The 20,650-nt window shown below is 69.8% G+C and carries 17 protein-coding genes, 2 tRNA genes and 1 pseudogene; 14 read left to right on the top strand and 6 right to left on the bottom strand.

What is annotated here, in order from left to right:
* Positions 1-25 precede the first annotated feature (25 nt).
* Entirely contained in the window at positions 26-604 is a 579-nt protein-coding gene (locus tag AB0G47_RS08085; protein ID WP_360765423.1) for a biotin transporter BioY, read from the top strand.
* On the opposite strand, the gene AB0G47_RS08080 is transcribed toward AB0G47_RS08085, so the two are convergent.
* Positions 594-1,925: an FAD-binding oxidoreductase gene (locus AB0G47_RS08080; protein WP_360765420.1), complete on the bottom strand. Its 1,332-nt coding sequence runs from the start codon at positions 1,923-1,925 to the stop codon at positions 594-596. The genes AB0G47_RS08085 and AB0G47_RS08080 overlap by 11 nt on opposite strands.
* A gap of 134 nt (positions 1,926-2,059) precedes the next feature.
* Here AB0G47_RS08080 and AB0G47_RS08075 point away from each other — a divergent pair.
* A pseudogene (locus tag AB0G47_RS08075) lies at positions 2,060-2,842 on the top strand (serine/threonine-protein kinase); the annotation flags it as partial.
* A gap of 248 nt (positions 2,843-3,090) precedes the next feature.
* On the opposite strand, the gene AB0G47_RS08070 reads toward AB0G47_RS08075, so the two are convergent.
* The gene (locus tag AB0G47_RS08070) at positions 3,091-4,587 is read right to left on the bottom strand and encodes an amino acid permease (protein ID WP_360765418.1); all 1,497 of its coding nucleotides are present in this window, start codon (positions 4,585-4,587) and stop codon (positions 3,091-3,093) included.
* Between the two features lie 173 nt (positions 4,588-4,760).
* Here AB0G47_RS08070 and AB0G47_RS08065 point away from each other — a divergent pair, with 173 nt between their 5' ends.
* The 3 genes from AB0G47_RS08065 (at position 4,761) to AB0G47_RS08055 (ending at position 6,561) form a co-directional block, all read left to right on the top strand.
* Positions 4,761-5,246, top strand: a complete 486-nt coding sequence (locus AB0G47_RS08065) for a ribose-5-phosphate isomerase (protein ID WP_360765415.1) — start codon at positions 4,761-4,763, stop codon at positions 5,244-5,246.
* A gap of 179 nt (positions 5,247-5,425) precedes the next feature.
* A complete protein-coding gene (locus AB0G47_RS08060; protein WP_360765412.1) occupies positions 5,426-6,247 on the top strand; it encodes a DNA-formamidopyrimidine glycosylase family protein in 822 nt (273 codons plus the stop codon).
* A gap of 80 nt (positions 6,248-6,327) precedes the next feature.
* A complete protein-coding gene (locus tag AB0G47_RS08055) occupies positions 6,328-6,561 on the top strand; it encodes a superinfection immunity protein (RefSeq protein ID WP_360765409.1) in 234 nt (77 codons plus the stop codon).
* A gap of 9 nt (positions 6,562-6,570) precedes the next feature.
* Here the strand turns inward: AB0G47_RS08055 and AB0G47_RS08050 are convergent, their stop codons facing one another.
* Positions 6,571-7,800 carry a GNAT family N-acetyltransferase gene (locus AB0G47_RS08050; RefSeq protein WP_360765406.1) on the bottom strand — a complete coding sequence of 410 codons (1,230 nt, stop codon included), beginning with the start codon at positions 7,798-7,800 and terminating at the stop codon, positions 6,571-6,573.
* 129 nt (positions 7,801-7,929) lie between these two features.
* On the opposite strand from AB0G47_RS08050, the gene AB0G47_RS08045 reads away from it, so the two are divergent.
* On the top strand, positions 7,930-9,090 hold the full coding sequence (locus tag AB0G47_RS08045) for a PP2C family protein-serine/threonine phosphatase (protein WP_360765403.1): 1,161 nt from the start codon (positions 7,930-7,932) through the stop codon (positions 9,088-9,090).
* Here AB0G47_RS08045 and AB0G47_RS08040 read toward each other — a convergent pair.
* On the bottom strand, positions 9,076-10,251 hold the full coding sequence (locus AB0G47_RS08040) for a cation:proton antiporter (RefSeq protein WP_360765400.1): 1,176 nt from the start codon (positions 10,249-10,251) through the stop codon (positions 9,076-9,078). The two genes, AB0G47_RS08045 and AB0G47_RS08040, sit on opposite strands and share 15 nt — an antisense overlap.
* Positions 10,252-10,597: 346 nt before the next feature.
* Here AB0G47_RS08040 and AB0G47_RS08035 point away from each other — a divergent pair, with 346 nt between their 5' ends.
* The 3 genes from AB0G47_RS08035 to AB0G47_RS08025 all read left to right on the top strand — a co-directional run bounded on the left by AB0G47_RS08035 (position 10,598) and on the right by AB0G47_RS08025 (position 14,808).
* A complete protein-coding gene (locus AB0G47_RS08035) occupies positions 10,598-11,371 on the top strand; it encodes an ABC transporter ATP-binding protein (RefSeq protein WP_360766525.1) in 774 nt (257 codons plus the stop codon).
* A gap of 80 nt (positions 11,372-11,451) precedes the next feature.
* Complete coding sequence (locus AB0G47_RS08030; protein ID WP_360765397.1) at positions 11,452-13,893, top strand: FtsX-like permease family protein; 2,442 nt, start codon at positions 11,452-11,454, stop codon at positions 13,891-13,893.
* A 399-nt stretch (positions 13,894-14,292) separates the two neighbouring features.
* Positions 14,293-14,808 carry an HD domain-containing protein gene (locus AB0G47_RS08025; protein WP_360765394.1) on the top strand — a complete coding sequence of 172 codons (516 nt, stop codon included), beginning with the start codon at positions 14,293-14,295 and terminating at the stop codon, positions 14,806-14,808.
* A 7-nt stretch (positions 14,809-14,815) separates the two neighbouring features.
* Here AB0G47_RS08025 and AB0G47_RS08020 read toward each other — a convergent pair whose 3' ends face one another.
* The gene (locus tag AB0G47_RS08020) at positions 14,816-16,042 is read right to left on the bottom strand and encodes an acyltransferase family protein (RefSeq protein ID WP_360765391.1); all 1,227 of its coding nucleotides are present in this window, start codon (positions 16,040-16,042) and stop codon (positions 14,816-14,818) included.
* A gap of 631 nt (positions 16,043-16,673) precedes the next feature.
* Between AB0G47_RS08020 and AB0G47_RS08015 the strand changes: the two genes are divergently transcribed.
* Positions 16,674-16,868: a hypothetical protein gene (locus AB0G47_RS08015; RefSeq protein ID WP_135335839.1), complete on the top strand. Its 195-nt coding sequence runs from the start codon at positions 16,674-16,676 to the stop codon at positions 16,866-16,868.
* 72 nt (positions 16,869-16,940) lie between these two features.
* Here the strand turns inward: AB0G47_RS08015 and AB0G47_RS08010 are convergent.
* Positions 16,941-17,011, bottom strand: a tRNA-Gly gene (locus tag AB0G47_RS08010).
* 149 nt (positions 17,012-17,160) lie between these two features.
* Here AB0G47_RS08010 and AB0G47_RS08005 point away from each other — a divergent pair.
* The 4 genes from AB0G47_RS08005 to AB0G47_RS07990 all read left to right on the top strand — a co-directional run bounded on the left by AB0G47_RS08005 (position 17,161) and on the right by AB0G47_RS07990 (position 20,563).
* Positions 17,161-17,237, top strand: a tRNA-Pro gene (locus AB0G47_RS08005).
* Positions 17,238-17,409: 172 nt separating this feature from the next.
* A complete protein-coding gene (gene tig / locus AB0G47_RS08000; protein WP_360765388.1) occupies positions 17,410-18,804 on the top strand; it encodes a trigger factor in 1,395 nt (464 codons plus the stop codon).
* A 412-nt stretch (positions 18,805-19,216) separates the two neighbouring features.
* The gene (locus tag AB0G47_RS07995; protein ID WP_266869803.1) at positions 19,217-19,822 is read left to right on the top strand and encodes an ATP-dependent Clp protease proteolytic subunit; all 606 of its coding nucleotides are present in this window, start codon (positions 19,217-19,219) and stop codon (positions 19,820-19,822) included.
* Between the two features lie 60 nt (positions 19,823-19,882).
* The gene (locus tag AB0G47_RS07990; RefSeq protein ID WP_360765385.1) at positions 19,883-20,563 is read left to right on the top strand and encodes an ATP-dependent Clp protease proteolytic subunit; all 681 of its coding nucleotides are present in this window, start codon (positions 19,883-19,885) and stop codon (positions 20,561-20,563) included.
* The last annotated feature ends 87 nt before the right edge of the window (positions 20,564-20,650 follow it).

Below are 20,650 nucleotides of genomic sequence, written 5' to 3'. Positions count from 1 at the left end.
ACGTCCCAGAACCCGCGGAGTCCCGATGAGCATCGCCGCCGTCTCTTCCCGTCCCGGCCAGGTCCTCGCGGACCTGCTCCCCGCGTCCCGCGCGAAGGACGCGGCCTTCGTCATCGGCGGCGCCGCCCTCACCGGCATCGCGGCCCAGATCGCCGTGCCCGTACCGGGCTCCCCCGTGCCGGTGACGGGACAGACCTTCGCCGCGCTCCTCGTCGGCACCGCCCTCGGCGCCCGCCGCGGCTTCCTCTCCCTCGCGGTGTACGCCCTCGTCGGCATGGCCGGCATGCCGTGGTTCGCCGAGGCGGGCTCCGGCGTCGCGGCGCCGTCCCTCGGCTACGTCCTCGGCATGCTGCTCGCCGCCACCGTGGTCGGCGCCCTCGCCCGCCGCGGCGGCGACCGTTCCGTGCTGCGCACCGCGGGCACGATGGTGCTCGGCTCGGCGATCATCTACGCGGTCGGCGTCCCGTACCTGGCCGCCGCGACCGGCATGTCGCTGACCCAGGCCGTCGCCGCCGGGCTCACGCCCTTCCTGATCGGCGACGCGGTCAAGGCCGCGCTCGCGATGGGCGCGCTGCCCACGGCGTGGAAGTTCCTCAACCGGTAGCGGTCACGCCGTAGTTCCGCCTGAAGAGGTTCGCCGGGTCGTACGTGACCTTCAGCTCGGCGAGCCTCTTCCGCGTTTCCGGGTCGTACAGGCCGTCGGTCCGATCCCCGGCAGCGAAGGCGAAGTTGAGCAGCCGCCCCTCGCCCGCGAAAAGTCCGAAGGCCCGCGCCTGCACGGCCCGCACCGCATCGAGGTCCGTGCCGTCCAACGGCGAAAGGACCCGCACCAGCCACCCCGCGTCCCGGTAGGGCACAGCGTTCCCCGCGGGCTTCGCCAGCGCCCCGCCCAGCTGGTTGATCTGGACGACGTGCATCTTCTCGGCGGCGGGACCGGTCAGCGCGAACAGCTCGCTCGCCGCCGCGACGTCCAGCTCGCGCACGACCACGCTGTCCCCGTAGTAGGAGTGCGGGAAGTCCGGGTCGCTGTGGATCGTGTGGCTTTCGATGTACGGCATCTCCCGCAGCGAGTCCGACACCATGGGCCCGATCTCCCGCAGCGGTGCCACCAGACGCTCGCCCGCCGCCTCGGAGCCGGTGTAGGCGACCCGGACCGTCACGAGATAGCGCCCCCGCAGATGCGGCGGAAGCTGCGGCAGGTCCGGGTAGACAAGGGCCGCCACCGATGAAGTCACCTCGTCCGGCACGGTCCGCGTCCACGCCTCGTACGCCCGCAGCACGGCCGCCGGGTCCACCTCGCGCCCGTCGAACTCGATCGCCCCGCCGTACACCCGCGCCACCGGCACCAATCCGATCTCCAGGGCCGTCACGACCCCGAGGTTCGCGCCCCCGCCGAGCAGCCCCCAGAACAGCTCGGGCTCGCTCTCCGCGGTGACGTGCCGCAGCGCGCCGTCCGCCGTGACGACATCGAGCCACCGGACGTGGTCGGCCGCGTACCCGAACTCCCTTGCCAGGACGCCGAGTCCGCCGCCCAGCGTGTACGACACGGCGCCCACGCTCGGCGCCGACCCGTTCAGCGGGGCGAGCCCGTGCTCCGCAGCGGCCTCGACGACCTGGCCCCAGCGGACGCCCGCGCCCACGGTGACGGTGCGCGCGGCGGCGTCGACGCGGACGGAGTCCATCCGCCGGGTGCTGATCAGCACACCGCCCTCCGCGGCCCCCGGAAGCCCGTGCCCGGTGGCCTGTACGCCCACGGGCAGCCCCGCGTCGGCGGCATACGAGACGGCGGCGACGACGTCATCGGCGCTCGACGCCCCGAACACGATCTCCGGCCGCTGGGTGAAGCCGGTCTGGAAGCCGGCGATCTCCTCCTCGTACCCCTCGTCCCCGGCCCGGAACACGAGTCGCTGTGCGGTGAAGTCCACGGTGATCCTCCAAGAAGCGCTGTCCGACGAGACAGAGCCTCCACGGAAAACCTGACACCCGCCGTCAAGTTTTCCGGTCTTTTCCGATCTTCGTGAACTGTGCTGTCATGAAAGGAGAGTTGGGGGTGACGCCCATGCCGGAGCGTCGGGTGGCGGGCCGCTACCACCTGCTCGAAGTCATCGGCCGCGGCGGCATGGGCCGCGTGTGGCGCGCGGCCGACGAGCTGCTCGACCGCGCTGTCGCCGTGAAGGAGATGCGGATCGACGTGGGCGACGGCGGCCTGGGCCCGGAGGACGCCCGCGTACGCAGGGAGCGCGCGCTGCGCGAGGCGCGGGCCAGCGCGCGGATCGACCACCCCGGTGTCGTACGCGTCTATGACGTCGCCGAGGAGGACGGCCGCCTGTGGATCGTCATGGAGCTGGTCGACGCCCGGTCCCTCGCCCGGTACGTCGACGACGAGGGGCCGCTGGGCGAGCGCGAGGCGGCGCGCGTCGGCCTCGCCCTGGTGGCGGCGCTGCGGCGGGTGCACGCGGCGGGTGTGCTGCACCGGGACATCAAGCCGGAGAACGTGCTCATCGGCCCCGGTGGCCGGGTCGTCCTCACCGATTTCGGCATCGCCGCGATCCAGGACACGGGCCGTCTGACGCAGGCGGGCCTGCTGGTGGGTTCGCCCGAGTACATGGCGCCCGAGCGGGTCTCCGGGGCGCCGCAGGGCCCGCCGTCCGACCTCTGGTCCCTCGGCGCGACACTCTGCGCGGCGCTGCGCGGCAGCTCGCCCTTCGCCCGTGAATCGGCGCTGACGACGCTCGTGGCGGTCCTGCACGAGGAGCCTGAACTGCCGCCGGAACCAAGCGGGTTACGTCCCCTGCTCGCGGCGCTCCTGGCCAAGGAGCCGGCGGGGCGGCCGGGCCTCGACGCGACGGAGGCGGCTCTGCGGGCGGCGCTGATGGCTCCGCAGGAGCGGCCACCCGAGGCGGCGGGCACCGACTGGCATCCGCGCGTCCTGACCGCCCTGGTCCTGCTGGTCACGGCCGCCGTGGCGGCCGTCATGTTCTTCACCGCGCGCGATCCGGGCGGCGGCGATCCACCGCCCGGACCGGGCTCACGGCCACCGACGGTGGCGGGTACGTCGACCACGCCACCGTCCGGCGGCTCCGGCTCCGGTTAGGCGTCGACGTCGACCGTGTCGCTGTCGGTCACGGCGTCGCCGTCGGTCACGGCGTCGGTGTCGACGCGGGGCCGCACCTTCTCCCGTACGACCGAGAAGACCACCACGAACGCCGCGGCGAGCAGCGAGAGCAGCACCTGCTTGCGGCCCGCCTCGTCGGTCAGCATGTAGACGAGGACGAACGAGATCATCGCGATGGTGACCCACGTCAGATACGGGAAGAGCCACATCTTCACGACGAGCTTCTCGGGCTGCTCGCGCAGGATGATGCCGCGCATCCGCAGCTGCGTGAAGCAGATCATCAGCCAGACGAAGAGGGCCACCGCGCCCGACGAGTTCAGCAGGAAGTCGAAGACGGTGTCCTTCCACTGGTAGTTGAACCAGACGGCGACGAAGCCGAAGACGACCGAGCCGAGGATCGCGGCCTGCGGCACACCGCGGGAGTTGGTGCGCGCGAAGGACTTCGGCGCGTCACCGCGCTGGCCGAGCGAGAAGGCCATGCGGGAAGCGGTGTAGAGCCCGGAGTTGAGGCAGGAGAGAACGGCCGTAAGGACGATGACGTTCATGACCTGACCGGCGTGCGGGATGCCGATCGAGTTGAGCGCGGCGACGTACGAACCGTGCTCGACGATCGACTTGTCGTCCCACGGAAGCAGCGTGACGACGACGAAGATCGAGCCCAGGTAGAAGACGCCGATACGCCAGATGACGCTGTTCGTGGCCTTGGTGACGGCGCGCTGCGGGTCCTCGGACTCACCGGCGGCCAGCGTGACGATCTCGGAGCCCATGAACGAGAAGACGACCATGAGCACACCCGTGAGGATGGCGCCCGCGCCGTTGGGCATGAACCCGCCCGCGTCGGTGAGGTGCGCGAATCCGGCGCCGGGGTTGTCGGAGCCGGGCAGCACGCCGAAGACGGCGAGCAGGCCGATGACCACGAAGCCGCCGATGGCGACGACCTTGATCCCGGCGAACCAGAACTCGAACTCACCGTAGGAGCCGACCGAGACGAGGTTCGTCAGGGTGAGCACCACCATCACGATGAGCGCCCAGCCCCACTGCGGTACGGCGGGTATCCAGCCGTTGAGGATGACGGCACCGGCGGTGGCCTCCACCGCGAGCACGACGACCCAGAAGAACCAGTACAGCCAGCCGATGGAGAAGCCGGCCCAGCGGCCGAGCGCCTGGTCCGCGTAGGTGGAGAAGGAGCCGGAGGTCGGCCGTGCGGCGGCCATCTCTCCGAGCATCCGCATCACGAGAACGACCATCGTGCCGACGAGGGCGTACGAGACGAGGATGGCGGGCCCTGCGGCGGCGATGCCGGAGCTGGAGCCGACGAAGAGGCCGGCGCCGATGACACCACCGATGGCGATCATGGACAGATGGCGATTTTTCAGCCCGGCCTTGAGGCCGTCACCGGTGTCACCAGACTGCGGATCCCCAGGTTCGTTGGGGTTGCGGTCTGCCTTCGCAAGGGAGGGTTGCGAGGTCATGGACGAATCCTTAAGTTCTCGGGTCACGAGCCCACGCATTCAAACGCAGGGGTGCCTGTGACGGAAGTCCTGACTCCGGATCGTGATATTCCGGCCCAATGGCCCAGACCTTGGTGACCAAGGTCCCGGCCCGGTCGCGGCCCCCCGCCCCGCGACGTGCCACACTCGGACCCATGCGCGTGTACCTCGGCTCGGATCATGCCGGCTACGAACTCAAGAACCACCTGGTCGAATGGCTCAAGAGCCACGGCCACGAGCCCGTCGACTGCGGGCCCCACATCTATGACGCCCAGGACGACTACCCCCCCTTCTGCCTCCGTGCCGCGGAGAAGACGGCGGCGGACCCGGAGTCCCTCGGCATCGTGATCGGCGGCTCCGGCAACGGGGAGCAGATCGCGGCGAACAAGGTCAAGGGCGTCCGTGCGGCCCTCGCCTGGAGTGAGCAGACCGCTGCGCTGGGTCGTGAGCACAACAACGCCAACGTGATCTCGATCGGCGGCCGGATGCACACGCAGGAGGAGGCGACGAAGTTCGTCGAGATCTTCCTGGCAACCCCGTATTCGGACGAGGCCCGCCACACCCGCCGCATCGAGATGCTCTCGACTTACGAGACGACGGGCGAGCTGCCCGCCATCCCGGCGCACCACCCGCAGGGCTAGCAGTCAAGACCGCCGCTCCGCGGCGGATCTTTTCCCGCCCTCCCCCAAGCTCTTAATGAGCAGGGGGACCCCCTTCCCGATTGCCCCGGAGCTGCCCGGCCGCAGTTCTTTCAGCCCGTCCGGCGTTTGAGGACGAGCCCTTAAGGCGATTTCACCCGCACCCACCCCCGGAGGGACCCGTGCCGGAGGGGCACACCATCCACCGGCTCGCGGAGGATCACCGCGCCCGCTTCGAAGGGCGCGGCCCTCTCCGCGTCGCCAGCCCCCAGGGCAAGTTCTCCGACAGCGCCGCCCTGCTCGACGGGCAGGAGATGGACACCGCCGAGGCCCACGGCAAGCACCTCTTCCTCGGCTTCGCCGAGACCGGCTGGGTCCACATCCACCTCGGCCTCTTCGGCAAGGTCAACTTCGGCGGGACGGCACGCGCGAACCCGCCCACGGACACCGTCCGCCTCCGCCTGGCCACCGAGGACGCGTACATGGATCTCCGGGGTCCGACCACCTGCGCCCTCATCACGGACGAGGAGAAGGCGGCGATACACGACCGCCTCGGCCCGGACCCGCTCCGGGAAGCCGACGACCCCGAGCGGGCGTACCGCCGCGTCTCGCGCAGCCGCACGACCATCGCCGCCCTCCTCATGGACCAGAAGGTCATCGCGGGCGTCGGCAACGTCTACCGCGCCGAGGTCCTCTTCCGCCACGGCATCGACCCGTACACACCGGGCAAGGACATCACCGCCGCCCAGTGGCAGGCGATCTGGCAGGACCTGGTGGACCTGATGCGCGAGGGCGTACGCCTCAACCGCATCGACACCGTCAGGCCCGAGCACACGCCGGAGGCGATGGGCCGCCCGCCGCGCGTCGACGACCACGGCGGCGAGGTGTACGTGTACCGCAGGGCCACCATGCCCTGCCACATCTGTGGCGGCGAGATCCGCACCGCCGATCTCGCCGCCCGCAATCTGTTCTGGTGCCCGAAGTGCCAGCGGACGGCGTCCTGAACCCCCACGGGCGGCTCGCATAAGATCATCACTCGACCGAAACACCAGTTCAACCGAAACACCAGTTCAACGGGGGTCCCATGTTCACGTTCGAAGTCAGCTGGGTGGACGGGCCGATCGCCATCGCGGTCGGCGTGCTGTTCGTCGCCGTCTACCTGCTGCCGTCCCTCATCGCCTTCAACCGGGACGCCGAGCTCCGTTGGGTGGTCCTCGTCATCAACATCGCCCTCGGCGCCTCGATCATCGGCTGGCTGGTCGCCCTCTACCTGGCGACCCGCACGCCGAAGACCACCCCGATGCCCCAGACCCTCTGAAGCCCCCGGCTAGAACCCGTGCGGCAGCCACGGCGCGACATCCGACCCGAAGGCCAGTGCCGCTTCCGCGAGCGCGCCGGGCCGCAGCTCCCGCACTCGGCCGGCCGCCGCGAGCGACATCAGGGAGTGACCGCCGAGATAGGCCGCGCCCAACTCCCGTACGGACAGGGCGAGATCGGCGTCGTCGTCGGTGCGCTCGCAGGTCGCGCCCTTCACATCGCCGGTGAGCCGCCAACGCCCTTGGTTCCAGGGGCAGAAGGCGTCCTCGACGTCGAACACCAGGTTCACGGGGGCCCGGTAGGTGCGCGACTCCAGCGCCGCGCCCACCTCCACCAGGCGTACGTACAGGGAGTCCCGCACCCGGATGTCGCAGCGCCGCACGTCTGATACGAGCTGCAGCGCCGCGTCGTCCGTCGGGCGGTTGTACGCCGTGACCTTCGACGTCAGGTCGATGTCGAAGAGGAACCGCCACAGCGCCGCGTACGCCGCCGGATCGAGGGCTTCGAGATCGCTCAGCTTCACTGTGCTGTCCATGCCGGAGAAGCCGCCTTCGGGCTTGATCCGGAAGCGCGCGTACCCGACAAGCTCCCCGTCCCGCTCGGCGAGCACGCACTGCAGCGGTGACGCGCCGTGCCGCTCGCTCTCCGGGTCGAGCAGACCGAGCCGCTCCCAGCCGGGCTGCCGGGCCAGCATGCCCGGACGCTCGCCCACCCGGCGCGCGTAGAGCTCCTCGCACGCCGCGTGGACGTCGGCGGGCTCGGCGTACCGAAGCCGTACGTCATCGGTGCCGGGCGGCACCGAGAGCCGGACCCGCGTCGTGTCGATCTCGGCCTTCAGCTGCTGCGTCGCGGCGCCGTACCCGAACCGGCCGTAGATGACGGGCTCGGAGGCCGTGAGCACCGCCAGGCACTCACCCTTCGCGCGTACGTCGTCCAGCTGGCGGCGCATCATCGACGTCAGGATGCCGCGCCTGCGGTGCGTCGCAGCGACGCTCACCATCGTCACGCCCGCCGCGTCCACCAGGGCGCCGCCCGGCACGGACAGGCGGAAACTGAACGCTCCCGTCGTGCCGACGCAGCTGTCGCCGTCCCACGTCCCGAAGAAGCGGTCGAACTCGGTCAGCGCGTTCCAGAGCTCGTGCTCCTCGGGTGCCTCGGCGACTCCGCCGAAGGCGAGCTCCAGCGTTCCGTAGTACTTGTCCCAGTCCTCAGGCCGCAACTCCCGCAATTCCGTCGTCATATGCCATGCCTACCAGGGGGAAGCGGGCGAAGCGACAGGATTTACGCGCACTGACGGCGTGCCCCTGACGGGGGACAACGGGCACCTCCCGTGCGAAGTGTCTGGCCCGGTAGATAAGGTCCGGGAGCAATGGCAGGCAGGCGAGCGGAAGCAGAGACGTTTACAGCCCGGATGAAGAAGCGGATCCACCGGGCTCGGATAGGGCTGCGCAAATCCGGTGTCGACTACTTCAGAGGCGACGGCTCGGACTGGATCGCCCTGGCGGGACTGCTGCTCACCATCCCGGTGATCACCGTCTTCACGATCATCAACAACGTCTGGTGCTCGCCCGCCGCCCTGGTCCTGCCCATCGTGGCCGGCGGCCTGCTCCTGCGCCCTTCCAGCCTGCTCGGCCTGTACGCGGCGTCGGCGGCCGCCCTGATCGTGGAGTCCGTCCAGCTCGGCCCGTACGCGGAAGGGCCGTCACGGGTCACCCCCGGTGTGGTCCTTGTCGTCGCGGCCTGCGGTTTCTTCGGGCTGCTCATCGCGCAGTTCCGCACCCGCGTCGGGGTGCCCTGGCGCGGCGGTGGAACGATGCTCTTCGACCTGCGCGAACGTATCCGCGTACAGAGCAAGCTGCCGAAGCTGCCGCGCGGCTGGCACCGCGAGATGGCGCTGCGTCCTGCCGGCGGCCAGTCCTTCTCCGGCGACTTCGTCGTCGCGGCGCGTACGAACGGCGGGCGCACCCTGGAGGCCGTCCTCACCGACGTGTCGGGCAAGGGCATGGACGCGGGCTCGCGCGCCCTGCTCCTGTCGGGCGCCTTCGGCGGGCTGCTCGGCTCGCTGCCGCCGCACGCGTTCCTGCCGGCCGCCAACGGCTATCTCCTGCGCCAGGACTGGGACGAGGGCTTCGCGACCTCGATCCACCTGGTCCTCGACCTGGAGACGGGCGACTACGAACTCTTCTCGGCGGGCCACCCGCCTGGCCTGCAGCTCAGCGCGGGCAACGGCCGCTGGGAGGAGAAGGTCGCCGACGGCCCGCTCCTCGGGGTCTACGACGGGGCGCAGTTCGACCCGGTGAAGGGCTCCCTGCGCCCCGGTGACGTCCTGATGCTGTTCACCGACGGCATCGTCGAGGCGTCCGACCGGGACATCAGCGAGGGCATCGACCGCCTCACCGGGGAAGCCGACCGCTATGTCGCGGGTGGCTTCCACGGCGCCGCCTGGCATCTGATCGAGGCCGTCGCCAAGGACGTCAACGACGACCGTGCGCTGCTTCTGATCTGCCGCGAGGCGTCAGCGGGCGCCTGACAGTTCGGGCGCGTCCTGCCGTTCGCCGTTGCCCGGCAGAATCCTGGCCAGCCACGTCGACCGGCCCGCTGCCAGCGGTCCGAGCACCGCAAGGACGAGCACGTACCCCGCGATGAAGGGGGAGAGGCGTTCGTCGAGGCCCGCGGTGGCGGCCATCGTCGCGAGGATCAGGGCGAACTCGCCGCGGGCGAGGAGCGTGGTGGAGATGTTCGCCGCGGGGCCCGCCCCGAAGCCGTACACACGCGCCGCACCGAGACCCGCGAGGACGTTCATGAGGAGCGTCAGGGCCACGGCGGCGAGCACCGGCCAGACCACCACGGGCAGGTCGCCCGGATCGATGGAGAGCCCGAACGCGAAGAAGAAGATCGCCCCGAACGCGTCCCGCAGCGGATGCACCAGCTTGCGGATGCGCTCGCCCGACGCGGTGCTGCCCAGCATCAGGCCCACCATGAACGCGCCGATCGCGTCCGCGACCCCGAACCACTCGGAGACCCCGGCGACGAAGACGGCCGCCCCGAGGAAGGAGATGACGAGCAGCTCGTCGTCCTTGGTGTCCATGAGCCGCCCGACGGCCTTCGTGCCGAAGCGGGCCGCGAGCGCGAGGAGCAGCAGGAAGCCGAAGGCCTTGCCGCCGTCCATGACGGCCGCCGAGAGGCTGTCGGCGCCGGACAGGATGGGCTGCAGGGCGGCCAGATAGAGGGCGAGGAAGATGTCCTCGACGACGATGATGCCGAGGATCGGCTTGGTCTCGGGGTTCCCGAGCCGCCCGGTGTCGACGAGCACCTTGGTGACGATCGCCGACGAGGAGATGCCGAGTACTCCGGCGAGGACCAGCGCTTCGGATGTGCCCCAGCCGAGCGCGAATCCGAAGCCCAGGCCCGCGCCGACGTTCAGCGCGAGATACGTCCCGCCGGCGATGGCCATCTTGCGGCCGCCGGTCTTGAGGTCGTCCATGTGGAACTCGAGGCCCAGATAGAAGAGCAGCAGGACCAGGCCGAGCGCCGAGAGCATCTCCAGGTCGTGGGGGTCGGAGACCAGGACCACGCCGGGGGTGTGCGGGCCGAGGAGGATCCCGGCCAGGATGAAGAGGGGGATGGTGGGGAGTCCGATGCGGCCGCCCACGCGGGCGAGCACGGCGGCGGCGAGAAAGGCGCCGCCCATGGCTATCAGGGTGTCTGCGTGTCCGATGGGCCCGTTCCTCCTGGTAGTCGGCGACGCCCCCGAGCCGTGCGAGTCGGCGCACCAATGGCAAAGAGAGCGTCAAGAACGCGTCAATAGTTAGCTTACCAAACGATTTAGGTGGCAACTGTGTAGGGCGTACATCCGACCCTTCCTGGGGTTACCCCCACCCCCGATCCGCCGGGCGCCCTCATGGTCCACAGCACCCCCGAATCCGTACGTTCGAGGTATCGACCAGGCGATCAGGACGTACGGACGGAAGGCGGACGGAATCATGGGGCTGCGGCGCAAGAAGCGAACCGGCGAGGGCATTCCCGAGGTGCCGCCGATGCCGGTCACGGCGCCCGGCACCGACTGGGCCGTCGAACTGCGCGGCGTGCGCCGCCGGTACGGCCGCGGCTCCTCTGCCGTGCACGCCCTCGGCGGCATCGACCTCGCCCTCGAACGCGGCAGCTTCACCGCGGTCATGGGCCCCTCCGGATCCGGCAAGTCGACCTTCCTGCAGTGCGCCGCCGGGCTCGACAGGCCGAGCGCGGGCACGGTCCGCCTGGGCGGCACGGAGATCACCGGCATGAGCGAGAACAAGCTCACCGAGCTGCGCCGGGCCCGCCTCGGCTTCGTCTTCCAGGCCTTCAACCTGCTGCCCTCGCTGACCGTCGAGCAGAACGTGGTGCTGCCCATGCGCCTGGCAGGACGCCGCCCCGACCGCCGCGCGGCCGCCGCCATGCTTGCCCGCGTCGGCCTCGGCGGCGACAAGCACAAGCGGCGCCCCGGCGAGCTCTCCGGCGGCCAGCAGCAGCGCGTCGCGATCGCCCGCGCGTTGGTCACCGCTCCGGATGTGGTTTTCGCCGATGAGCCGACGGGCGCGCTCGATACGACGACGGCCGCGGAGATCCTCGGCCTGCTCCGCTCGGCGGTCGACGGCATGGGCGCCACCGTCGTCATGGTCACGCATGATCCGGCGGCTGCGGCGTATGCGGACCGGGTGCTGTTTCTCGCCGGGGGCGTGATGGTGGATCGGCTGGAGCGGGGCTCCGCCCAGGAGATCGCGGGGCGCATGACGGCCCTGACGGCCCCAGCGTTCGCGGCTGCCGCGGCCTGAGTCTTTTCTGCGGGCCGGATGTGGCTGGTCGCGCAGTTCCCCGCGCCCCTTACGGGGCCCGTCAACTCCGGAGAACAGTCATGCAGTTGATGCCGAACGGGCTCGCGCGTGCCGCGGTTCGTTTCAAGCCCGCCGCCTTCGTCGGTACGTTCGTCGCGCTGATGATGGCCGCGACGATCGTGTCCGCGTGCGGCATCCTCCTGGAGACGGGCCTGCGCGCGTCGGTGCCGCCCGCCCGTTACGCCGGCGCCCCCGTGGTGGCCGCCGCCGACCAGATGGCCCACTTCAAGGTGGGCGACAGCGACTCGACCTCGGTGGTGCCCGACCGTGCGCGGCTCGACAACTCCCTTGTGGCCAAGGCGGGTTCGGCCCCCGGAGTGCGTAAGGCCGTCGCCGACGTGACCTTCCCGGTGCAGTCGCGCGGCGCGGACGTCACGGCGCACGGCTGGGGCTCCACCGCGTTCACCGGCGAGAAACTCACGTCGGGCAAGGCGCCCCGGAGCGGCGAAGTGGTCCTCTCCGGAGCCAAGGCGTCCGTGGGGGACCGCGTCACGCTCACCACGGCGGACGGCCCGCGGGAGTTTCGCGTGGCCGGCTTGACCGCTCAACAGGGCGCCCCCACGGCCTGGTTCGCCGACTCCGACGCCGTACGCATCTCAGGGCACCCCGGCCGCGTCGACGCCATCGCCGTACTGCCGAAGGCGGGCGTCACGGACGCCGCCCTCAAGTCCCAGGTGGCGCACGCCATCGGCGGCAAGGCCAAGGTGTACACGGGCGACGACCGCGGCAGCGCCGGGGACGCCACGCTCGACAACGCCAAGGAACTCCTGACCGGACTCGGCGGCTCCTTCGGCGGCGTCGCCACCATGGTCGCCGTGTTCACCGCTGCTGGCACCGTGGCGCTCTCCGTCGGCCAGCGGGCCCGTGAGTACGCGCTGCTGCGGGCGATCGGCACCACCCCGCGGCAGATCCGCCGCACCATCGCCACGGAGACCCTCCTGGTCGCGCCGCTCGCGGGCGCGCTCGGCTGCCTGCCAGGGATCGCCCTGGCGAGCTGGTGGTTCGGCCGGCTGCAGGAGAAGGGCGCCATCCCGGAGGCGGTCGACCTGTCCATCTCCTTCATCCCGCTCGTCTCCGCCGCGGGCGCCGTCCTGCTCACCGCGCTGTCCGCCGGCTACATGGCGGCCCGCCGCCCCTCCCGCATCAAGCCGGGCCAGGCGCTGAGCGAGTCCTCCGTGGAGCGCCTGCGACCCGGCTGGATCCGTACGCCGCTGGGGATCGCGGCAGCGGTCGGCGGATGCGTGCTCGCGGGCGTCGCCTCGTCGACGAGCGGCGCGGACGCGGCGAACGCGGCGCTCGGCGTGGTCATGCTGTTCATGCTGGCCGTGGCCCTGCTCGGCCCGCTGGTCGCCCGCGCGTGCGCCGCCCTGTTCGGCCTCCCGCTGCGCGGCGCGGGCGCCTCCGCGTCGCTCGCGGCCGCCAACTCCCGTACGAACGCCAGGCGGTTGGCCTCGGCGATCACCCCCATAGTCCTCGCGATGGCGTTCTCTTCCACCCTTGTCTTCATGCACACCAGCGAGGACCGGGTCGCCCATGACCAGCAGCGCGATGGCATCACGGCGGACCACATCGTGACGGCGTCGGGCACGGGCCTCGCCCCCGACGCGGTGTCGCGGGCCGCGCGGGCGCCGGGGGTCACCTCGGCGGTGGGCCTGCTCAAGACGTCCGTCCTCGTCCCGGCGGGCTCCGGCGGCGACCGCTGGCTGGAGTCGGCGTCGGCGCAGGGCGTGACGGGCTCGATGCGCGACCTCACCAAGGTGCAGGACCTGGACGTGAAAACCGGCTCCCTGTCCACTCTCGGCAAGGGGGAGGTCGCCGTCGACGCGATGCTGGCGGACAACGCGCACGTGAAGACGGGGGACAGGCTGAACCTCCGTATGCCGGACGGCACGGAGGCCTCGCGGAAGGTGGTGGCGACGTACGGCAGGGGCCTCGGCCTCTCCCAGGTCACGCTCCCCGCCACGGACGTGAAGCGCCACGTGACATCGCCCTTCGACACGGAAATCTGGACCACGGGCAAGGCCCCGAAGGCCCTGACCGCCCTCGGCGAGCTCCGCGACCGCGACGGCTACGCCACCGCCCAGTCCCTGGACCGCGAGCTCAACGCCTGGGCGAACACGACGATGGCGGCGGTACTCGGCGGCTTCGCGGCGATAGCCGCGGTGAACACTCTCGCCATGACGGTCCTCGACCGGCGCCGCGAGCTGGCCACCCTGCGGCTGATCGGCTCCACGCGCCGCCAGGTGATGCGGATGGTCCGCTGGGAGGCACTCCTGGTCGCGTGTGCGGGCATAGTGATCGGCTCGGCGATAGCCCTGGCAACGCTGATCCCCATGACCAACGGCCTGACGGGCGAGTCCCCGTACATCCCACCGGCGGTGTACGCAGGGTTCGCGACGGCGATCCTGACCCTGGGCCTGGCCTCGACCCTGCTCCCGGCGAGGGCGGCACTACGGGACTGATCCTTTCCCACCCACCCACCCGTTTGCCCGGCAGCGCCCCCCGCCGCCGCTCCGCGGCGATTTCTCCCGCCCACCCACCCGATTGCCCCGCAGCGGCCCCATCCCGCCGCCGCTCCGCGGCGATTTCTCCCGCCCACCCACCCGATTGCCCCGCAGCGGCCCCATCCCGCCGACGCGCCGCCGTACCGCCGCTTCGCGGCGATCTTTCCCGCCCGCCCACCCGATTGCCGGCAGTTGCCCGCCCACCCCCATCGGTAGGTCTTCCAGCCCGGCAGCAGGCATTTCAGCCCGTCCGGCGTTTGAGGACGAACTCGGCGAAGCCGGTGATCTACGGCCACCTAGCGGCCGGCGCAGCCGGAAATTTTCGGGAAGGGGCGGGGTTGGGGAAAGAATCCCCGCATGAACCCCAGCCCCAGCCCCAGCGCTAGCCCGAGCCCGAGCCCGAGCCCCAACCCCAACGCCAACCCCAACCCCCGCCCCCACCTAACCCTCCCCGAGGTAGAAGCCATAGCCCGAGAGGCCCACGCCGCCCAGAAGGACAAGGCGGGCCGGCCCTACGCCGAGCACCTGCAGGCGGTGGCCGAAGGCACCCGGGCCCGCGGCGGCACCCCGGACCAGATCGCCGCCGCCTGGCTCCACGACGCCGTGGAAGACGACGCGCTCAGCGACCAGTGGCTGCAGGACGCGCCCCTCACCCAACGTACGAAGGACATCGTCCGCGCCCTCACCAAGCACAAGGGAGAAACCCCCGAGGCCTACGCGACCCGCATCCTCGCCACCCCCGGCGCCCGCCTGGTGAAGGAGGCCGACATGGCCCACAACGCGAACCCGGCCCGCCTAGCGAAGCTAGACGGGCCGACCCGCACCCGCCTCACAGCGAAGTACGCCCACATGCGCGCCCTGCTGGGCGCATGACCAGCGGCTAACCGGCGCCGGAAGAAGCCTTGGCCCGCTCCCGGGCCAACGCCGCCGCATCCCGCTTGAACGCCCACTCCATCTTCGGCTCCATGGCGAAACGGAACATCCGCTGCACCGGAGGCGTACAGAGCAGGGTCACCACCGCGGCGGCCACCAGCGTCACGACGACCTCACCGGCCGGCTTGTGCATCCACTCGTAGTCCTCGAACCAGCCCCAGAAGCGCGAGCCCTTGGCGAGGAAGCCGTGCAGCAGATAGCCGTACAGCGTGCCCGCGCCGAGCACCGTGAACCACATCTTCCGACGCGGCACCCACGCGAAGAAGCACGCGGTGAGGACGGCGGAGCAGCCGAACAGCGCCAGCGTCATCACGACACCGGCCCACCACGGCGCGCCCAACTCCTGCGCGCTGTCCCGGCGGTAGAACCACGCCGAACTCATCCGCGGAGCGGCCCAGTACGCCATGAGGACCGCGCTCGCGAAGATGGGGATGGACAGCAGCCGCACCTCGCGCCGCCGCACCAGCTGGAAGTACTCGGGCTTCATGAACAGGCCGAGCACGAAGAACGGCATGAACTGCAGCACCCGCTGCAGATCGAGATCGTCGCCGATGTCCGGCGAGATCGTGGCGAGTACGGCGATGGCGATGGCGAGCGGCACCGGCCAGCGCACGATCTTCCACAGCGGGGTCGTCAGACGCCAGACGAAGAGCGCGACCAGGAACCACGTGAGGTACCAGGGGTCGAGGAGGCTGATCGGCTGGGTCGGATCGTCGTCCGCGTAGCGCTTGAAGAAGGTGTACGCGACTTCGAAGATGACGTACGGCACGGCGACACCGGTCACCAGACGCTTGAGCCGGTCGGCCCGCATGTCGAAGCTGCGCGAGAAGTAGCCGGAGATCAGGATGAACGCCGGCATGTGGAAGGTGTAGACGGTCATGTACAGCGCCTCGGCGGCGCGGCTGTGATCCGTCAGCGGCTCCCAGGAATGAGCCATGGCCACCAGGACGATCGCCAGATATTTGGCGTTGTCGAAGAACGCGTCGCGCTGCTTGGCGGGTTGGCCCGTGGAACCTGGTTTGCCTGGTCGGGCGGTGTTGCCGGCCGCTGCGGGGGAAGGGGTCGCGGCCGTGGGGAATTGGGGGGCGCGGGGAGTAGGCACTCCGGCCGCCGACTCTTGGGCCGGGGGGAGCGGCGCCCGGTGGCGGCCGTGCGGTTGAACGGAGTTCGTCACAGGCCCTCCCACCATGAGCTCGGTGAGACGATCTGGGACCGCACTGCGCTTGCGGGGATGGTGGCAGCGTGGAACATCTGAGGCACCCTAGCGTCGCCCGAGTGTTTTCGTAAAACCCTCAACACGGCTGTCATCTCAATCACAGACGGAACCTGGCTAATACGGTGCGAGTACCCGGGGAATCACCAAAGTCGACATGGTGATTCACCTCCTTACGGGCCGCTCGCAGGCCGTTCAACTGTCCAGAACGTCACAACTCATCCCGCTTAAACGCCGCATAACGCCCGCAGGCGACTCTGGTGAAATGTCCGATTGATTGGCTCTTTGTGAAGCCCGCGGTGTGGGCCCGGCGACAATTCGAATTTCCCGCGAACAACTTGTGTGGCGATGGAAACGATCAAGCCGAATTAGCGGACGTGCGCGGGGCTCGAATTGCCGTGTGGGGGCGCCCAGTTCATACGCCCCAGGGCCGCCCCCGGCCGCCGGGGTCGCGCCCGGCACGTGCGGCGCTGGCCGACGATGTGTCACCGGCCGCATACGGATGGCGCGTTGGTGGCACGATGGTTCTGGCGGGGGTGTGCGGGGTCGTACCCCCCGGGCCGGGGAGAGACCGACCTAGGGTGTGATCAGTGTGGCCATTTCGCTGTCAGTGGTGTTGCTGTTGGCGATCATCCTTGTGGTGCTGATCCGCGGGGGATCGATCAAGGCGGGGCCAGCGATCGTCGCGGTGCTCTTCGGGTTCTTCCTCGCCTCAACCGGAATGGCACCCTCCATAAACCGCTTCCTCAATGAAGTGGCGGAGACCATCAACTCGATCAGCTTCTGAGCCGGCGGGCCCGGCGTTCCTCGCGGAAACGCCTCAGGCCCGGTTCCGAGGAGCCGGGCCTGAGGTCGACAGAGCGGGCGACGGGAATCGAACCCGCGTAGCTAGTTTGGAAGACTAGGGCTCTACCATTGAGCTACGCCCGCACAGATCGCGCCACGGGAATCGCTGGTCAGCGACCGCGGCACGGCAAGCATCGTAGCGGGTCGGACGCACTCCCCGCACACCCCGTACGTACTCCCGATTAAGCGGGGGTCGCACGGCCTGCGGGCATGTACCCTACGTGTCGCACCGACGGGGTGTGGCGCAGCTTGGTAGCGCGTCCGCTTTGGGAGCGGAAGGCCGTGGGTTCAAATCCCGCCACCCCGACCACCAGGCCGATCGATCGAGTCGATCAAGGCCACCCCGCTGATCAGCCGCTCGACGGGCCTCTCAAGATCGCATTGTGGGTCGGCTCCCGCTTGCCGTTACTATGCAAGCTGTGTGCCCGTGTGTCTCTGAGCCGGGCAGAATCCCAAGAAGTCAGCCCCAAGGAGACCGAACCGTGAAGAGCGCCGTGGAGACCCTGAACCCGACTCGGGTTCGGCTCACTGTTGAGGTGCCCTTCGAGGAGCTCAAGGACAGCCTCGACGCGGCGTACAAGAAGATCAACCAGCAGGTCACGGTGAAGGGCTTCCGCAAGGGCAAGATCCCGGCCCGCGTCATCGACCAGCGGTTCGGTCGCGGCGCCGTTCTCGAGGAGGCCGTCAACGACGCGCTCCCGAAGTTCTACACCGAAGCGGTCAACGAGGCCGAGCTCAACGTCCTGGGCCAGCCCGAGGTGGACATCACCGAGCTGAAGGACAACGAGACCCTCAACTTCACCGCTGAGGTCGACATCCGTCCCGCGATCGAGATCCCGGACTACTCCGGCATCGAGGTCGAGGTCGACGCGGTCGAGGTCAGCGACGAGGACGTCGAGAAGGCCGTCGAGGAGCTCCGTGAGCGCTTCGCGTCCACCTCGCCGGTCGAGCGTGCCGCCGAGGACGGCGACGTCGTGACGATCGACCTGGAGGCCAAGGTCGAGGGCGAGGTCCTGGAGGACGGCGTCGCGTCCGGCGTCTCCTACACGATCGGCTCCGGCGAGCTCCTCGAGGGCATCGACGACGCCGTGAAGGGCCTGGAGGCCGGTGGCGAGGCCACCTTCACCTCCGAGCTCAAGGGCGGCTCGGCAGCCGGCAAGGAGTCCGAGGTCACCGTCAAGGTCACCCAGGTCGCCGCCCGTGAACTGCCGTCCCTGGACGACGACTTCGCGCAGCTCGCGTCGGAGTTCGACACCCTGGACGAGCTCAAGGCCGACAGCCGCAAGCGCCTCGAGAACATGAAGCAGTACGACCAGGCGACGCAGGCCCAGGAGCGTGTCCTGGAGAAGCTGCTCGAGCTGGTCGAGGTCCCGGTCCCCGAGAAGCTCCTCGCGGACGAGATCGAGACCCGCAAGCACAACCTGGTGAACCACCAGCTCGGCCAGATGGGCCTCGACCTCGCGAAGTACCTGGAGATCCAGGGCAAGACCGAGGAAGAGTTCGACGCCGAGACCAAGCAGCAGGCCGAGAAGGGCATCAAGACGCAGTTCGTCCTTGACGAGCTCGTCAACAAGGAGAAGCTGAACGTGAACCAGGAGGAGCTCACCGAGCACCTCATGCGTCGCGCGCAGTCCTCCGGCATGTCCCCCGACCAGTTCGCCCAGGCCGTCGTCGAGGGCGGCCAGGTCCCGATGCTGGTCGGCGAGGTCGCCCGCGGCAAGGCCCTCGCGGTCGTCGTCGAGGCCGCCACGGTCAAGGACACCAACGGCGAGGTCGTCGACCTGGACGACGAGGACGAGACGGAGACGGCCGCCGAGGTCGTCGCCGAGGCGACCGACGGCGACGACGCCGCCGCCGAGGAGAAGACCGAGGCCTGAGCAGCCTCGCTCTGAACCGCTTGTGACACGGGCCCCCGGGATTCATCCCGGGGGCCCGTGTCGTGCCCCGTCAGGGGCGCGGGGAACTGCGCGAGCAACCAACTACAAGCCGCACTCGCCATGGAGCCTGCTGCGGCAGACGCGACTGCGGCCCTGCGGGGGCTGAGCGCGCAGTTCCCCGCGCCCCTGACGGGGCGCGCCCCCGGCGGGGTGCTACCTGCGCTCACAGCGAACAGTCACCTTTGCGGGATTCCCCGGACGGGGCTGAGCGTTAGGGTCCATGAATACGAGGGCAGGGGAGTCCCCGAAGCCGCCCCGGAGCGGCGAGCACGCGGGGTCCCTAGCCTCAGAAGAAGACGTGAGACGGCCCGGCGCCGTCGTAAGACGAGCAGGTGGATACGTGACGAATCTGATGCCCTCCGCCGCCGGCGACCCCTCCATCGGTGGTGGCCTCGGCGACCAGGTCTACAACCGGCTGCTCGGCGAGCGGATCATCTTCCTCGGCCAGGCCGTGGACGACGACATCGCCAACAAGATCACCGCGCAGCTGCTGCTCCTTGCCGCAGAGCCGGACAAGGACATTTTTCTCTACATCAACAGCCCTGGTGGATCCATCACGGCCGGCATGGCGATCTACGACACCATGCAGTACATCCAGAACGACGTGGTGACGATCGCGATGGGCATGGCCGCCTCGATGGGCCAGTTCCTGCTCAGCGCCGGCACGCCCGGCAAGCGCTTCGCGCTGCCGAACGCCGAGATCCTGATCCACCAGCCCTCCGCCGGACTCGCGGGCTCCGCGTCGGACATCAAGATCCACGCCGAGCGGCTCCTTCTCACCAAGAAGAAGATGGCCGAGCTCACCGCGTTCCACACGGGTCAGACCGTCGAGCAGGTCACGCACGACTCGGACCGTGACCGCTGGTTCGACCCGCAAGAGGCCAAGGCGTACGGCCTCATCGACGACATCATGCCCAACGCGGCCAGCATGCCGGGCGGCGGCGGCACCGGAGCCTGAGCCTCACCGCTCAGCCTTCCGAAGCCGACACAGCCCACGCTCCTCAGGAGACCTACAGAGATGAAGAACTACCCCGGCAGCGGCCTCTACGAGCGCACTCAGGCCGAGTACACCGGCCCCACCGCCGAATCCCGCTACGTCATCCCGCGCTTCGTCGAGCGCACCTCGCAGGGCGTGCGTGAGTACGACCCGTACGCGAAGCTCTTCGAGGAGCGCGTGATCTTCCTCGGCGTGCAGATCGACGACGCGTCCGCCAACGACGTCATGGCGCAGCTCCTGTGCCTGGAGTCGATGGACCCGGACCGCGACATCTCGGTCTACATCAACAGCCCCGGCGGCTCCTTCACGGCGCTCACGGCCATCTACGACACGATGCAGTTCGTGAAGCCCGACGTGCAGACGGTCTGCATGGGCCAGGCCGCCTCCGCGGCCGCCGTGCTCCTCGCGGCCGGTACGCCGGGCAAGCGCATGGCGCTGCCGAACGCGCGCGTCCTGATCCACCAGCCGTACAGCGAGACCGGCCGGGGTCAGGTCTCCGACCTGGAGATCGCCGCCAACGAGATCCTCCGGATGCGTGCGCAGCTGGAGGAGATGCTGGCCAAGCACTCCACGACGCCGATCGAGAAGATCCGCGACGACATCGAGCGCGACAAGATCCTCACTGCCGAGGACGCGCTGTCGTACGGCCTGATCGACCAGATCATCTCCACCCGGAAGATGAACAACGCCTCGGTCGTCTGACGCAGAGCTGTAGCATCTGCCGCTCCTTGGCATGGTTCGCGAACCGATCGCGATCGGTTCACGTCAAAGCGAACCGTGCCAAGGGGG

It is taken from the genome of Streptomyces sp. NPDC021622 (genome assembly GCF_040640795.1).
GTDB lineage: Bacteria > Actinomycetota > Actinomycetes > Streptomycetales > Streptomycetaceae > Streptomyces.
The sequence above is the reverse complement of the archived record's forward strand: the minus strand, read 5'-3'. Positions and strand labels throughout refer to the sequence as shown.

What these genes read in the sequence shown, in the direction of transcription:
- AB0G47_RS08085 (WP_360765423.1), top strand. Translation starts at nt 26, where the DNA reads ATGAGCATCGCCGCCGTCTCTTCCCGTCCCGGCCAGGTCCTCGCGGAC.
- AB0G47_RS08070 (WP_360765418.1), bottom strand. Translation starts at nt 4,587, where the DNA reads ATGACCTCGCAACCCTCCCTTGCGAAGGCAGACCGCAACCCCAACGAA.
- AB0G47_RS08065 (WP_360765415.1), top strand. Translation starts at nt 4,761, where the DNA reads ATGCGCGTGTACCTCGGCTCGGATCATGCCGGCTACGAACTCAAGAAC.
- AB0G47_RS08055 (WP_360765409.1), top strand. Translation starts at nt 6,328, where the DNA reads ATGTTCACGTTCGAAGTCAGCTGGGTGGACGGGCCGATCGCCATCGCG.
- AB0G47_RS08050 (WP_360765406.1), bottom strand. Translation starts at nt 7,800, where the DNA reads ATGACGACGGAATTGCGGGAGTTGCGGCCTGAGGACTGGGACAAGTAC.
- AB0G47_RS08045 (WP_360765403.1), top strand. Translation starts at nt 7,930, where the DNA reads ATGGCAGGCAGGCGAGCGGAAGCAGAGACGTTTACAGCCCGGATGAAG.
- AB0G47_RS08040 (WP_360765400.1), bottom strand. Translation starts at nt 10,251, where the DNA reads ATGGGCGGCGCCTTTCTCGCCGCCGCCGTGCTCGCCCGCGTGGGCGGC.
- AB0G47_RS08035 (WP_360766525.1), top strand. Translation starts at nt 10,598, where the DNA reads ATGCCGGTCACGGCGCCCGGCACCGACTGGGCCGTCGAACTGCGCGGC.
- AB0G47_RS08030 (WP_360765397.1), top strand. Translation starts at nt 11,452, where the DNA reads ATGCAGTTGATGCCGAACGGGCTCGCGCGTGCCGCGGTTCGTTTCAAG.
- AB0G47_RS08025 (WP_360765394.1), top strand. Translation starts at nt 14,293, where the DNA reads ATGAACCCCAGCCCCAGCCCCAGCGCTAGCCCGAGCCCGAGCCCGAGC.
- AB0G47_RS07995 (WP_266869803.1), top strand. Translation starts at nt 19,217, where the DNA reads ATGCCCTCCGCCGCCGGCGACCCCTCCATCGGTGGTGGCCTCGGCGAC.
- AB0G47_RS07990 (WP_360765385.1), top strand. Translation starts at nt 19,883, where the DNA reads ATGAAGAACTACCCCGGCAGCGGCCTCTACGAGCGCACTCAGGCCGAG.